Origin of the sequence: Photobacterium ganghwense (assembly GCF_003025595.1) — a bacterium.
Classification (GTDB): Bacteria; Pseudomonadota; Gammaproteobacteria; order Enterobacterales; family Vibrionaceae; genus Photobacterium; species Photobacterium ganghwense.
On record NZ_PYMI01000002.1, the window covers coordinates 1 to 14,734 of the forward strand.

The window sequence follows — 14,734 nt, forward strand, 5'->3', positions numbered from 1 at the left end:
GGGTTGGGTTGGGTATAAGTGTGTCATTGGTTTTGCTAATTTAGCAAGCCATGAATTAGCTCAAGTATCGCAACCCTTTAGTTTATTGACCCAATTCATCTTCCCAAGGCATTTTCAAACACACTTAAGCTGCGGTAAATCATTGCTTGTTCACGTTTTCAAACAAAAGTTAAATCCACACTTGGTGATTCATAAATCGCTCAAAATCAAATGTCCCCAAATACCGTTGTGGCCTTCTGAGGGACTAAAATCGCCAAAAATGAGCCTGTTCTGGCGCATTTAACTATTGGGCACTTCACGCACCGAGTTGTTGTAATCTCCACCTGTAAGTTTCTGGTAGCATATAGGTGCGCGATTTTATCGTGGAATTCAGTGTTAACCATCCGAGGGTAAGATGAAACAATATCTATGTAAAACATATACGGCTAACTCTGGCCGAGGGGATGGTGAGCAAAAAGTCATATCTTGCTTGCTAACTTCGCCTGATGATGTTTTGGAACCTGTCAATAACCATGTATTGGAGTCACTGAGATCAGAGGGGCTATCTCGCTCGATAGGTGTTTATTTTTACCGTTTTAAAAATGAAGCATATCCCTTTATTAAAATAGGGGAGTGTACGAGAAAGGATGGTATTGAAGTTCGATTTAAAAGGGGATGGCATGGAACATATAGCTACTCTGATAGCTATTTGGGGAAGAAAGTAAATGGTGACATTGTAGACAGTGACTTTCTTTCGCAAATTAAGAAAATTTCTCCTGAGAATCCCGCATATTTTGTTTTTTACGAACACTTAACTTCTCAATCTCATCCAAAAATTGATGAGGTGTACGCATATAGAATGCATAAGCGATTGTTCAAGTGCGGCACGCTTAGCCCTGAACGCATGAATGGGAACCCATTACTAGCTAGGAAATTGTTGTGGCATAAGCCTTCATTTTCAGAGGTGTGTCGATGTGAGTTTCCCGATGGAAGCACCTATGTCTAACAATGCGGGTTAAGTAGACTCACAACGGCTTTGTATTAAACATAACCCCCGCTCTATGCACCATACATGAAGGTCTGCCAATGGCAGACCTTCTGCGTTATCCGACTCAAAAAGCAACATTAGGAAATGTATAATAAAGCAGTATTAACGACTCATGAATGAGCTTCTGCTCTAAACGACTATGGGGCATTTCCGAACCAACAGTTCTCACTATCAGCAAAAGCAAATGCTAGCTGAGTCTATACAACAACCACGAAAACATAAGTCCAACACAAACAAAAAAGCCCCGTCATTTCTGACGGGGCTTCGTTGTAGTGGCGGAGCGGACGGGACTCGAACCCGCGACCCCCGGCGTGACAGGCCGGTATTCTAACCAACTGAACTACCGCTCCAATTCTTTATGAAACTCGGCTTTCGCCCAATTTCCAGAATGTGGCGGAGAGATAGGGATTTGAACCCTAGATACGCTATTAACGTATGCCGGTTTTCAAGACCGGTGCTTTCAACCACTCAGCCATCTCTCCGTAAGTGCGGCGAATAATACGGGGTTCCCTGATGGCTGTAAAGCTTTAAAATCAGGAAATTGACCGACCGCTCACTAAAGCATCAAAATCGGCATATTTTCACTAAAAATACGCCTTTACTGAAGAAATCTGGCTGTAAGGTCAGAAAAGATCGTTTTTGCATCGTCCTCGATAATATCGCCGTGGGTCACGACAATACGTTCAAAATCCCATTGCCGGATGTGATCGATAAAACGGGCGAACGCTTGTTTGTCTTTAATGGTGAGCCCCATTTTCAGCGGCGGTGCAACACAACAGCCTTTAAAACCTATGGGCTCAAACACATACTTGGTTAACAATCCCGCCATGCCTTCGGGTTCCTGTTCAGGGTAGTTCTGGATCATGTCGGTAACGATGAGCGAGCGGGAGGGCTGATGAAAAAAGACGGTTTCGTTGAAAAGCGGGACATGTGGCATGGTTTCCCAGAGTAAGTCCTCTTTCCAGACGTTTTCCATCCCCTTCTGGAGGATATGGTAGTTTGATAGCGGCACCTTACGCGGTATGCCGGCACTGACATAGGCATCGGCGTCAGGGTAGGCTTCGCACCACTCTTGCAACCACTTGCTGTGAGCGTTATTAGCCGCGACGATGTATTTGACCTGACCAATGCCGTCGACCTGATGCTTCAGATGATCGGACATGGCTGTTGGTGAATGTACCCACACCGCCCCGTCGGCCAGCCGGATAATGGTCATTCGCAATCCCAAGCGGGTGCCCATCATCGACATCGAATCTTCGTGTACCCAAAGGTTTTCCCCAATCTGACGCATCCTGACCTCGCTTCTTGATGACCTGACGATAAATGTATATTGCCAGAGGTCATCAAAGATACCTGCCGACCCGATCACATTGCGTGCTACATCCCTGAAGTGACGAAATTTTTCGCCACTTCAGGAACCGTTACCGCAGGAACCATTCAGCATGAGTGTACAATCAGCGCACACTTAGCGCTTAATCAGCGTGCCACCAGCACCGAGCAAGGAGCATGTCGCACAACCCGGGCAGCATTGGAGCCAAGCAGGTAAGAGCGGAACTTCGGCTTGGCCGATGCCATCACAATCGCATCCACCTTGCTTTCCCGTGCCTGCGCGACGATTTCATCAGCTACCACTCCGTTGCGGATCACGCATCGCCCACGATGGGGCTCAGGCACCAGGTTGGTCAGCATCAGTTGCAACGCCTCGCGGTGAGTTTTGGCATACCCGCCAAACGTGTCGCTGGACACGGTCGGCACCATGCTGTGATGGGCACGAGCATCTTCCACATACAGCATGTCGATTTTGCCGTCGTCATCAAGCAACCGCAGCGCCATGCCCAGCTCCCGCTCCACCACGGCGGAAAAGGCCAAATCAACCGGGATCAGGATGTATTTCAGTCTCATCAGTTTTCTCCCATTAATGTATTCGGCAGCCACAACACCACTTCAGGGAACAGCATGCACAGAATCAGCACACACAGTTTCAGCAGAATAAATGGGGTAATCGAGCGGTAGATATCCATCATGGTGACTCCCGGCGGCGCAATGCCTTTGAGGTAGAACAAGGCAAAGCCGTATGGAGGTGTCTGCACGGCTATTTCAATGTTCAGAATCATCAGAATACCGAACCAGATCGGGTCATAACCCAACGACACGGCGATTGGCGTAAACAGCGGCGCGCACATCAGGACGATGATCATCTCGTCGATGATAAAGCCCAGCAGCAGCATGACCACCTGAAGCAAGATGATGACAGCGATTGGCGGCAGCCCGAGATCGTGGGTAAAGTCGGCCACCATGTTCTGCACCCCACTGAGCATATGGAAGTTACTGAACAATGATGCCCCGAGAATAATCCACATCGACACGCTCACCAGCATGGCGGTTTCAAACCCGGAGGTTTTGAACATTTCCAGCCGGAATCGCTTAAAGGCAATGGCCAGCAGAATCGCCCCGAAGACACCAATGGCACCGGATTCCGTCGGTGTAGCAATCCCGGTAATGATGCTTCCCAGCACCGCGACAATCAGCAGCAGCGAGAAAAAACCGTCCCGCGCCGTACGAACCTTCTGTTTACGGGTCATCTTCGCTTCGCTGCCGGTATCCAGCGGAGCTTTAGCCGGATTGAGCTTACAGCTGATAATCACGTAAGCCACCATCAGGACGATGGAGATCAGCGCCGGTACAATGGCCGCAATAAACATCCGCCCGACCGAGTTCTGAGTAGTGGCGGAGTACATGATCATCGGAATACTCGGCGGGATCAGAATCCCCAGACCGCCGCCAGCCATGATCACACCAAGCGCCAGACGCTTGTCGTAGCCACGTTCCAGCATCGGTTTGAGTGCGATACTGCCGGAAGTCATGATACCGGCACCGATAATCCCCACCATGGCTCCAATCATGGAGCACACGCCGATAACACTGATCGCCAGCGAACCACGTACACGGCCGATCAGCATCTGGCTGGCGTTGAACATGGCATCACCAATCCCCGAACGGGTCAACAGTTGTCCCATGTAGATATACAGCGGAATCGCCAGCAGGATAAAGCTGAAGTAACTGCTTTCAATGGTGGTCGGGATCAGGTTGAAAATTCCCTCTCCCCAGGTCAGGTAACCAATGCCCATGGCGATCCCGCCCAGTGCCAGACCAACCGGAGCCCCCAGCGCAAAGCTGGCCAGAATACAGCCAATCAAAATCAGCGTCAGAACTTCAATGCTCATGCATCCTCCATCTTGGCTGATTGATATGTGGCAGCCGTTTCCGTATGTGAGTTGTCGCTCGGGCCTGCCGCTTTACGCTGACTTGCCTGATGATTTTCCGTATTCTCAAGGGCCTGCGGATGAATATCCGGCGCTTGCTCAGCGTCATTCTGGGTCGCATTGTCGGCGATCAGGGGTTTGCCGGTGAGCAGATAGCAGACATCCTGAATCCAGTCGCTGGTGAGCTGCATAATGAAGATCGCGCTGGCTCCCATCATCATCACCCAGAAGTGAGCCATGGTCGGCGCCCACTCAGACTGACGGCGATAATTGAACTCAATCGCTTCCTCAAATTTGCCGAAGCTCATTTGTAAAATGACGGCCAGAAAAAAGATGGCCAGCGAATAGGAAAACAGGTTGAACAACGACTTCATACGCGCCGATACCGTCAGGTACAGCACGTCCACATTGATATGGGCTTTTTTCTGCTGAGCCAGTGCGCCGCCGAGTGCTGCCACATAACCGAACAGGAACAGGGACACATCGTAGGCCCAGATTGTCGGGCTCCCCAGCACATAGCGGGAGAACACCTCAAACACCACCGTTGCCGCCAGCAGCGGCATCAGCAACGATGCCGTCCAGCCAACGCCGTAGACCAGACCATTCACACCGCGGCAATAAGCCGCCAATGTCATCCTTAACATTACTTCCTCCCCTTTAGCGCGTTCCCGGGCTTCATCTCATCAAGTCCGCGTCTAAAAGTACGCCTGAAAATTTCACGCAAATAAAACAGTGACGAGGGGCCGATCAGCCCCTCGCGATTACCTTGTAAAAACGCCTTATTGTTGCTTTTGCAGAATGTCGACCATTCGGCTGCTGTATTTATCGGATTTGGCGTATTCGCTCCACAAGGAGTTAGCGGCTTCGCTCCACTGACGTTTGTCAGCTTCGCTTGGCTCTGGGCTCCACTGCATGCCTTTGGCTGCCATATCGGCAATGGCCTGCTGCTCCCACAGGCGAGACTTGGTCATCTGCTCACGGGCATGCTGAGCACTGGCAGTGCGGACGATGGCTTTCAGATCGTCAGGCAGTTTGTTCCAGGCCATTTTGTTCACCACAATCGGCAGCACCTGGGCACCGGCAATCGGCAGCGGGTACATGTATTTCGCCACTTCGACGTGGTTACCGTCACGGTGGTCAATCAGGTTACTGCCGATAGAGCCATCGATAACGCCGGTCGCCAGGCTGGTGTAGATTTCGCTCCAAGCCATAGAAGCCGGTGAGGCCCCCAGCTTGCGCAGGAACTTACCGTACGCGCCCGGCGCACGAATCTTCAGCCCTTTGAAATCTTCAATTGATTTGATTGGCTCTTTGGTCAGCACGTAAACCGGTAGCTGAATGTAAGGTTCCAGCCAGACCAGATTCTGCTTGTCGTAGGCTTCGGTCAGTACTTCGCCCCAACCACGCTCATGGAACAGCGCACTCAGCTCACCAACATCGTCAGTCATGCCCGGCAGGCCCACTTCCACCACGCCCGGAGGGAACTCACCCGCGTGCATTGGCTGGAAAGGGGCACCCATGGTTACCAGACCGGATTTCACTGAACCCAGCACCCCGGTCTGACCCACGCCTTCTCCGGCATACATCATCTGAACCGCGATACGACCGCCTGACATAGCTTCAATGTTTTCTGCAAAATGTTTGTAGACTTCACCGTAGGCAGTCCCACGTGAATAAAGGTTCACAAAACGCCAGTTATGCTCAGCCGCCGCAGCCTGCGGAACAACAGATAAACCTGCTGCAAACGCAAGTACGCACCCTGCCAGTGTGCGCTTGAGGAAATGACGTCGTTTTGGGGATTGATACATCGGTTAGGCTCCTTGTCTTAGATGTCCATTTGCTGTGTGGTACAGCGTACGTGGCTTGTTTCACTGCCACTTCTTTTGTTTCCGCTTTGTTAAAATAATTACAAGTCATTTACTATGAATAAATATGTTTTTCTCTATCTAAAGTTTTACCGCGGTCAAACCTTCTGGTGGTTCTGTGCACAACAGTCTGAAAAAACAGATAAAAAAAAGGCAACACCTGAAGGTGTTGCCAACATGCCGGATGGGGCCCTGGCGCCCCAATGACATTTCTCAAAGGACGAAATTTTACAAAATTCCTTTCTCCGAGCAGCGCACGCCGTCACGGCACGGCAGCCCGGAATTCAGGAACACACATCTACACACTTACATTTACACTCACACTTGCATGTACAACCTGTGCTTACTGGTTGCACTTACAGAAAACATTTGTCTGTCTCTTCGCGACAACAGGCCACAAGGTGTTACACCCCCACACCCAAACACAGGTATTTGATTTCCAAATAATCTTCAATGCCATAGCGAGAGCCTTCACGGCCACAGCCGGACTCTTTCACCCCGCCAAACGGCGCAACTTCAGTCGAGATTATGCCTTCGTTGATGCCGACAATGCCGTACTCCAGCGCTTCACTCACCCGCCAGATACGACTGTTGCTTTCGGTGTAGAAATACGCGGCTAAGCCGTATGGCGTGGCGTTGGCACGTTCAATCACGTCCTGCTCGTTACTAAAGCGGAACACCGTGGTCACCGGGCCAAACAGCTCCTGATGGGCGATATCCATTGTTTCATTCACATCCACCAGTACCGTCGGCTGGAAGAATTGCGGACCAACATCAGACACAGCGCCACCGGCAGCCAGTACCGCGCCCTGCTCCAGCGCGCGGCTGACCAGACCTTCCACTTTACTGACGGCTCGGGCATTAATCAGCGGCCCGATATCCGTGCCTTTTTCCAGTCCGGCACCAATCTTCATCGCAGCAACAGCTTCCAGGTAACGGGCCATGAACTCGTCATAAATCGCGTCGTGAACATACAGACGGTTGGTACAGACACAGGTCTGCCCGGCATTACGGTACTTGGCAATGATGGCGCCCTGCACGGCTTTGCCAATGTCTGCGTCATCAAACACGATGAACGGAGCATTACCGCCCAGCTCCATCGACACTTTTTTAACCGTATCGGCGGCCTGCGCCAGAATGTGCTTACCCACTGGTGTCGAGCCAGTGAAAGACACCTTGCGCACTTTAGGATGGGTACACAGCACCTCACCCACCGTCACCGGTGCCGAAGTCGTCACGATATTAACCACCCCGGCCGGAATGCCCGCCAGCTCGGCCAGCTTAACCAGCGCCAACGCGCACAATGGCGTGTCTTCGCCCGGCTTGATCACAACGGTACAACCAGCCGCCAACGCCGGTCCCACTTTGCGGGTGATCATCGCAATCGGGAAATTCCACGGGGTGATCGCCGCCACCACGCCAACCGGCTGTTTGATGGTCAGGTAACGGTTTTCCGGACGGGCCGACGGGATATGATCGCCGTAAGTGCGTTTCGCTTCTTCGGCAAACCACTCGATGAAAGATGCCCCGTACAGCACTTCGCCATAGGCTTCAGAGTATGGTTTGCCTTGTTCGGTTGTCAGCAGGGTGGCCAGCTCATCAGCATGCTCAACAATCAGATCAAACCAGGCTTTCAGCAGACCGGCGCGATGTTTGGCCGTCGTTTTTTTCCACTGTCCGAACGCCTTGTCTGCCATCAGCACAGCGCGTTCCGCTTCTGCCGCGCCCATATCCGGCACGGTCGCAATCAACTCGCCATTGGCCGGATTAAACACCGGATGCGTTGCGCCGTTGTCTGCGTTAACCCATTGACCGTCAATAAAAGCCTGAGACTGAACTAACTTTAAATCTTCCATATACCTGCCCTTAACCGAGAACTCATACCCGGCTCATAGAATGATGTTGCGATTCCGTTCATAATGCGTGAACAGAATATTATCAATCGGGACAGCTGAATAAATTTTCACTGTTAAACCTGAAGTTTTACGGGCATAAAACTATGACAAGACCCTCTATGCCGGTAGGTCAAATCGGTGATTACGAGATCAAGCAACTGAAGATTTTCAAGACAGTTGCCGACTGCGGCGGTTTTTCGGCGGCAGAAACCGAACTGAATATCAGTCGCTCGACCATCAGCATTCACATTTCCAACCTGGAATCGCGCCTTAACTTGATCCTGTGCCGACGCGGGCGGGCGGGTTTTTCGCTCACGGAAGAAGGTGCAGTGGTGTATGACGCCACAGTTAAGCTGCTGGGCGAGCTGGAGAATTTCCGCAGCACCATCCACCACCTCGGCAGTCAGCTGACCGGTTCTCTGACCGTGCTGTTCAGCGATACCATCAGTCTGGATCCCCGCGCCGGCATGCCGCAGGTATTCCGCAAATTCGCCAAGCTGGCCAGCGAGGTATATCTGACTTCCGAAGTGGCACGCATGACAGAAATCGAGCGGCAGGTGCTGAGTGAAGAGGCCGATATCGGCTTTATTCCTTATCACCGCAGTCTGGACGGGCTGGACTATCAGCATATCTACTCAGATACCTGCTATCTGTACTGCAGCAAGGACAACCCGCTTTATAGCCTGGATGAAGAAGAACTGAGTGATGAGATTATTGACGGGTTTCCGGTCGCTTATGCCGGGATGAAAACCCAGGAGAACATCAGCGGCCATCTGGCGAACATGAACCTTAAGGCCACTGCCTATAACTATGAGTCACGACTGGCGCTGATTCTGTCATCGCGCTATATCGGTTATCTGCCCGAGCATTATGCCCGCCCTTACGTGGAAGACGGTGAGCTGAAACCCGTCGCTCTTGATCGCCGGTTCTACACACTGGAGATCATGGCGATCACCAAGAAAACGTGCAGCGTTAACAAGGTGCGCTCATTGTTTATCAAAACTATGCAGGATCATTACCGGCAGTAGTGCTGCCGGTGTTAAGTCGCTGGTGTTATTTCGTCGGTACCTGAGTTTCTGTCGTCATGCTTATGGGCACCGCCGCCCCAACTAAAAAGACCAATGTAACTCGACCAATACAGCTCAAAAAAACACAGCTCAAAAATACAACAAAACCACCACCGCCATTATCAATGGCAGTGGTGGTTTTGTTTTTTTGTTTGGAAACAGCGGTGTGTTGTCGGCGCAGATTTTCTTTATCTGTTTTATCGACTTCATGTCGCTGACAACTTCACGTCACAGGCAACTTCACGTCGCTGACAACTTTACGTCACAGGCACCTTCTGCCGTTTACGCCGCCTGAGAGGTGTCAGCAGATGGGGTATCCAGTCCCTGCTTTTCAACCACTTTTTGGCAGATGTAATCCCCTATCGGCATGGCCGAGGTAGCAGCCGGTGACGGTGCGTTACACACGTGCAGGCTGCGCGGACTGTCAGCGAACAGGAAGTCATGCACCAACGTACCATCTTTAAGTACCGCCTGAGCGCGGATCCCGGCCGGATAAGGCTGCAAGTCTTCCAGTTTGATTTGCGGACAATATTTGTTGACCAACTTGAGGTAGCCCGGTTTCCACCATGAGTTCAGCGTTTCACGCAAGCCGCTCTTCAGGTGCTGGCGCGTCACTTTCCAGAATCCGCCGAAACGCAGCATTTCCGCAGTGTCTTTCATACTGAAATTGATCCTGCCGTAGCCTTCCCGCTTCCAGCCCTGCACCGCATTCGGGCCGACAGTCACCGAACCGTCGATCATCCGGGTCAAGTGCACGCCAAGGAACGGTAAATCCGGATCCGGAATCGGGTAAATCAAGTGGTTGACGATATCGTTGTATTTTTCCGGCAGACGGTAATATTCACCACGGTACGGGATGATCTGGAAATCGGTTTTAATCCCCAGCATCTTCGTTGTGCGGTCAGCCATCAGGCCGGAACAGGTGATCAGGAACTTGGCCGACAACGTAAATTCGCTGCTGTCAGCACGACAGGTCACGCTCACTGCGTCAGCGCTTTCATTCAGTGCCGTCACACAGGTATTCATCAGCACCTCGCCGCCCAATGCGGTGAACTCTTCCGCCATTTTTTCGGTGACCCGGCGGTAGTTGACGATACTGGTGGTATGTACCAGCAAAGCACCCAGCCCAACGATGTTAGGCTCTTTGGCTTTCAGTTCATACTGATCAAGGCGCTCCACCTCGATTCCGTTTTCATGGCAACGCTGATACAGGGCTTCCATGCGCTCAAGCTCAACGGCGTTGGTCGCGACCAGCAGCTTGCCGCAGTTTTCCATTGCGATATCGTGCTTTTTGCAGAACGCGACAGTGGCTTCCAACCCGGCCTTACAGAACTTGGCCTTCAGGCTGCCGGGTGCGTAATACACCCCGGCATGAATCACGCCGCTGTTGTGGCCGGTCTGGTGGGTCGACAGCCCCCCTTCTTTTTCAATGACCAGCACCGATTTCTCTGGAAACCGCTGCTTCAGCTGCCACGCCGTAGACACGCCGACAATACCGCCGCCGACAATCACATAATCGTAAACCTTACTCAAAACTCATACTCCAGACAGACGAAAAAACTCGCCGCAAACCTGCGGCGAGTGCTCAACAGGGACCGTTAACAGCATAACTCGCGGTTAGCGGACTGTTCGCGGATAACGGGCTGTTAGCGGGTAAAATGACCGCGCTGACGCAGCAGTTCACGAGTAAGGCCAGGGTTAGAAACAAATTTGTCACGGCCATGTAGCCAGCGGTGGTTATGAACCACCAGCATCGCACCCACCTGAACACGTACATTGAAGCAGTTGGTGTCGTTTTCCAGTGACTCGCCCATTTCGTAAAGGTACAGACCCTGTTGCATGTTTTGTGGCTGAGCAAACTGATCGATAAACAGCATGTGCGGCTTACCTTCGCTGTCTTCTTCAAAGAAAACCGGGTGTTCGATGGAGTAGCCAATGTTCTTACTTGGCGGTGCGCTCCAAACAATGTTTTGTTTCGCCATCGGGTGGTGGTAGAAACGTTCCAGATCCTGCCATTCATCCACATGCAGCAGCAGCGAGTCACCCATTTCCATATTTTTCTCGTCCATCTTCATCATCAGGACAAAGTCGGTGCGCTCATTGACGTATGTACCGTCGTTGTGCAGTTCCATACGGCGGTGCGCCTGACGCAGGTAGCTGTCGCTGTTGTCTTCGTTACGCACGGTGAAACGAGCGTAGAACTTGCCGTACATGGCATCAAAGTTCGGCAGACCGATCAGGTGAGAGATGGCTGTTGACAGTTTTACGAAGAAATCGCGCTGCTCGTCGGTATCTTCAAATTGTGCCTGAGCCTGCTCGTCACCTTCCAGCAGGAATGCCCCCGTGGTGCGATCCAGCATGATCTGGTTCAGCATTTTGCCCAGCTGGTAGTCACAGCTTTTATCCAGCGCATCCGCAACCGCAAAACGCAGGAATGGCTTGTATTCGATCGACTGTACGCTCCAGTTCGCGGTCAGATCAACAAAACGATCCAGCGTGTGTTTGGCAAGAGTGACGACCTGAAGGCGGGCATTTACCGAATGCGGGGCCACAGTGAATCCCGAAAATTCCTGAGTCTTAAGATAGTTTGCAGAAGCAATGGTCATAGCTGTAATCCTTGTAATACGTGGCTGTTTGCCGGTTCCATTCACAGTGTGTCGCCGCCTCCTGGCAGGCAACAAAACATTAACAAGGTCGTGACGATATTAACAATATATGGTAGAGATAGTTTCCATATATATTTTAGATAGCAAACCAGATACCTTGCTTAATACATTGTCAGTAAAGGAAAAAATCTGGCAAGCGGAAGCCTGACCTCCCAACATTTCACCCGAAAAAAGGATTTCGTGATGATTGATCTCAAGCGACTGCACTACTTCAACGTGCTGGCCGAGACCGCCAACTTCACCCGCGCAGCGGATCAGCTTGGCATTGCACAATCGGCACTCAGCATCAGCATTCAGAAACTGGAACAGCAGCTCGGCCTGAAGCTGATTAACCGCAGCGACCGGCAAATGAGCCTGACCAGCGACGGCCAGGTGTTGCTGCGTCATACCCGCCAGATCCTTGAAAACGTCGAACAAGCCGAAAAGGAGCTCCAGGAACGAAAAGGGCTGGAAAGCGGCGTGATTACGTTTGGTGTGCCGGCCATGCTGGGGTCTTACTACCTGCCCGATGCGCTGGCGCTGTTTAAGCAGACCTATCCAGGGATTCAGATCAACATCCACGAAGCCGGTACTGCGACGCTGGAGAAGATGCTGCTCGACGGCCAGCTCGATCTGGCGCTGATCCGTTCAGACCGCAGCCATGATCAGATCCGCCATGTCACGCTGGCCAAAGAGCAGATTGTTGCCTGTGTACGCCGGGAGCACCCGTTTGCCAGCGAAGGTAAAGTCACACTGGAAGCGTTCTGCCGCCAGCCGCTGGTACTGTTTCGTAACGGGTATTTTCTGCGGGAATCCGTCAGCCGCTACTGCCAGCAACACAAAATCACGCCGGATCTACGGTTTGAAACCAACCTGATTGAACTGCTCAAGTCACTGGTGCGCAAAAACATCGGGATCAGTACCTGCCTGCCCATTATCGTGCGTGATGAACCGGATCTGGTGACGGTACCGTTTGACCCGCCGATCCCGCTGCATCTCGGACTGGGGTGGAAATCCAGCCACTACCTGTCGAGCGCGGCGCAGGCGTTAGTGAAGTTTTTGCAAGCCGAGTTGCAGGCCGAATTGCCAATCCCGTCGTAATCCTCGTTGCACACCTCGTGGCAATTCTCGTTGCAAAAATCGTTAAAAACCCCATTGCAATCATAGTGATACCTGGGTGGCAAACTTCGCGTCAATCGAGCAGAGGCTCGATTGAGCGCAAAACGGTAAACCCGGCTGGCCTGTGGCACATTGGTTTGTTTGAAGGAATTAAAACTTTATATTTAATCGCCGTCATTTTCCTTTTTCACACACCTCGATAACCTTTACGCAACAACCAACAACACAGAGCCAGGACATGAAAAAGAAAGTGAGCTATGACGCCTTCTGGATGCCATTTACGGCAAACCGCGATTTCAAAGCCAACCCGCGCATTATTAATCGTGCCGAAGGCATGTATTGCTATTCAGATAACGGGACTCAGCTGCTGGATGCCACGGCGGGTCTGTGGTGTGTGAACGCTGGTCACGCCCGTCAGGAAATCGGTGAAGCCATGGCTCGCCAGGTCGCCGAGCTGGACTACAGTTCACCGTTTAACTTCGGTCACGACATCGGCTTTGAATTTGCTGAGCGTCTGGTTGAGTTCACGCCAACCGGCCTGAACAAAGTATTCTTCACCAACTCAGGTTCTGAAGCGGTAGAAAGTGCGCTGAAAATTGCGCTGGCTTATCAGAGAGCCAAGGGCAACACCACGAAATTCAAACTGATTGGCCGCGAACTGGCTTACCACGGTGTGAACTTCGGTGGCCTGTCTGTGGGTGGTCTGACACCAAACCGTACCGGTTTTGGTCCGCTGCTGCCAGCCGATCACCTGAGCCACACCCTGGATGTTGAACGCAATGCCTTCAGCAAAGGGCTGCCAGAGCACGGCGTAGAAAAAGCAGAGCAACTGGAACAACTGATTCAGTTCCACGGTGCCGAGAGCGTTGCTGCCGTGATCGTTGAGCCTATTTCCGGTGCCGGCGGTGTCATTCTGCCACCGAAAGGCTACCTGAAACGCCTGCGTGAAATCTGTGACCGTCATGATGTGGTGCTGATTTTCGATGAAGTGATCACCGGCTGGGGCCGTCTGGGTTCACCGTTTGCTGCTCAGGAATTCGAGGTTACCCCTGATCTGATCACCTCTGCAAAAGGTATCACCAGTGGCGTGGTGCCTCTGGGAGCGGTATTTGCCAAAGATGAGATTTACGAGACAGTGGTGAACAGCGCCGCAGAAGGCAGCGTCGAGTTCTACCACGGTTACACCTACTCAGGCCACCCTGTTGCCTGTGCTGCCGGTCTGGCAACCATGGACATCTACCAGCGTGAAGGTCTGCTGGAGCGTGGCCGCGGTGAAATCGGTCAGTACTTTGCAGACGGCCTGCATTCTCTGAAAGGCATTCAATCTATCGTGGATATCCGTAACTACGGCCTGATCGGTGCGGTGCAGTTTGCCGCTCCGGCAGATGGCAAGCCAATCGGTTTTGATATTCTGAAACGCTGCTACGACAAGGGCCTGCTGGTACGCAGCATGGGTAACACCATCGCCTTGTCACCACCACTGATCATTGAGAAATCACACGTTGATCAGATTATCGACACGCTGGCAGCGGTCGCTAAAGATATTCCAGCCAAATAAGTAAAACGATTCACCCCCCGATTCGCCAGGATGTAACCTTTCGGCATCCTGGCGTTTTTTTGTCTGCATTTTCTGGCGCTAATCCAAGCCGTGTAAACACCATCTAAACAGCATCCACACCAGATACACCACTATGCTGATCGCTGAGGGACAAAGAGCCAGAGAGAAAATAACCAGGCAGCAAAAAAGAGAGATTAAAAGAAAACAAATAGAAAATAGAAAATAGAAAATAGACAAATAAAGAGGGAAAGGTACCAAGCAACAGGCAAGCCCAACCCGCGAAGCAAATCACTGC

Annotated in this window: 14 protein-coding genes and 2 tRNA genes; 6 read left to right on the forward strand and 10 right to left on the reverse strand. The window is 51.8% G+C overall.

Annotation, left to right across the window (positions count from 1 at the left end; translation table 11 throughout):
* Positions 1-283, forward strand: a 283-nt coding sequence (locus tag C9I92_RS25570) for a hypothetical protein (protein WP_211320519.1), incomplete at its 5' end; no start/stop codon positions are given.
* A 111-nt stretch (positions 284-394) separates the two neighbouring features.
* The gene (locus C9I92_RS25240; RefSeq protein ID WP_146149666.1) at positions 395-985 is read left to right on the forward strand and encodes a hypothetical protein; all 591 of its coding nucleotides are present in this window, start codon (positions 395-397) and stop codon (positions 983-985) included.
* Positions 986-1,300: 315 nt separating this feature from the next.
* Here C9I92_RS25240 and C9I92_RS05860 read toward each other — a convergent pair.
* The 7 genes from C9I92_RS05860 to C9I92_RS05890 all read right to left on the reverse strand — a co-directional run bounded on the left by C9I92_RS05860 (position 1,301) and on the right by C9I92_RS05890 (position 6,098).
* Positions 1,301-1,377 (reverse strand) — tRNA-Asp (locus tag C9I92_RS05860).
* A gap of 41 nt (positions 1,378-1,418) precedes the next feature.
* Positions 1,419-1,509: transfer RNA gene (locus C9I92_RS05865), tRNA-Ser, on the reverse strand.
* A gap of 116 nt (positions 1,510-1,625) precedes the next feature.
* Positions 1,626-2,318, reverse strand: coding sequence for a DUF4336 domain-containing protein (locus C9I92_RS05870; protein WP_047885138.1), 693 nt, complete (start codon positions 2,316-2,318; stop codon positions 1,626-1,628).
* 185 nt (positions 2,319-2,503) lie between these two features.
* Positions 2,504-2,929, reverse strand: a complete 426-nt coding sequence (locus tag C9I92_RS05875) for a universal stress protein (RefSeq protein WP_047885137.1) — start codon at positions 2,927-2,929, stop codon at positions 2,504-2,506.
* Entirely contained in the window at positions 2,929-4,251 is a 1,323-nt protein-coding gene (locus C9I92_RS05880) for a TRAP transporter large permease (RefSeq protein WP_047885136.1), read from the reverse strand. Before C9I92_RS05880 ends, C9I92_RS05875 begins: the two co-directional genes overlap by 1 nt.
* Entirely contained in the window at positions 4,248-4,934 is a 687-nt protein-coding gene (locus C9I92_RS05885) for a TRAP transporter small permease subunit (RefSeq protein ID WP_084712545.1), read from the reverse strand. The genes C9I92_RS05880 and C9I92_RS05885 overlap by 4 nt, the downstream gene beginning before the upstream one ends.
* A gap of 135 nt (positions 4,935-5,069) precedes the next feature.
* The gene (locus C9I92_RS05890; protein WP_047885135.1) at positions 5,070-6,098 is read right to left on the reverse strand and encodes a TRAP transporter substrate-binding protein; all 1,029 of its coding nucleotides are present in this window, start codon (positions 6,096-6,098) and stop codon (positions 5,070-5,072) included.
* Between the two features lie 114 nt (positions 6,099-6,212).
* Between C9I92_RS05890 and C9I92_RS25375 the strand changes: the two genes are divergently transcribed.
* Positions 6,213-6,362 (forward strand): hypothetical protein, encoded by a 150-nt coding sequence (locus C9I92_RS25375; protein ID WP_157038318.1) that lies wholly within the window; start codon positions 6,213-6,215, stop codon positions 6,360-6,362.
* 197 nt (positions 6,363-6,559) lie between these two features.
* Here C9I92_RS25375 and C9I92_RS05895 read toward each other — a convergent pair whose 3' ends face one another.
* On the reverse strand, positions 6,560-8,011 hold the full coding sequence (locus C9I92_RS05895; protein WP_047885134.1) for an NAD-dependent succinate-semialdehyde dehydrogenase: 1,452 nt from the start codon (positions 8,009-8,011) through the stop codon (positions 6,560-6,562).
* Positions 8,012-8,154: 143 nt separating this feature from the next.
* On the opposite strand from C9I92_RS05895, the gene C9I92_RS05900 reads away from it, so the two are divergent.
* Entirely contained in the window at positions 8,155-9,078 is a 924-nt protein-coding gene (locus C9I92_RS05900; protein WP_047885133.1) for a LysR family transcriptional regulator, read from the forward strand.
* Between the two features lie 321 nt (positions 9,079-9,399).
* On the opposite strand, the gene lhgO is transcribed toward C9I92_RS05900, so the two are convergent.
* On the reverse strand, positions 9,400-10,650 hold the full coding sequence (lhgO, locus tag C9I92_RS05905) for an L-2-hydroxyglutarate oxidase (protein ID WP_047885132.1): 1,251 nt from the start codon (positions 10,648-10,650) through the stop codon (positions 9,400-9,402).
* A gap of 113 nt (positions 10,651-10,763) precedes the next feature.
* Positions 10,764-11,723 (reverse strand): glutarate dioxygenase GlaH, encoded by a 960-nt coding sequence (gene glaH / locus C9I92_RS05910; protein ID WP_047885131.1) that lies wholly within the window; start codon positions 11,721-11,723, stop codon positions 10,764-10,766.
* A gap of 246 nt (positions 11,724-11,969) precedes the next feature.
* Here glaH and C9I92_RS05915 point away from each other — a divergent pair, with 246 nt between their 5' ends.
* Positions 11,970-12,863: a LysR family transcriptional regulator gene (locus C9I92_RS05915; protein WP_047885179.1), complete on the forward strand. Its 894-nt coding sequence runs from the start codon at positions 11,970-11,972 to the stop codon at positions 12,861-12,863.
* A 256-nt stretch (positions 12,864-13,119) separates the two neighbouring features.
* Positions 13,120-14,439: an omega-aminotransferase AptA gene (gene aptA, locus C9I92_RS05920; protein ID WP_047885130.1), complete on the forward strand. Its 1,320-nt coding sequence runs from the start codon at positions 13,120-13,122 to the stop codon at positions 14,437-14,439.
* Positions 14,440-14,734: the final 295 nt, after the last annotated feature.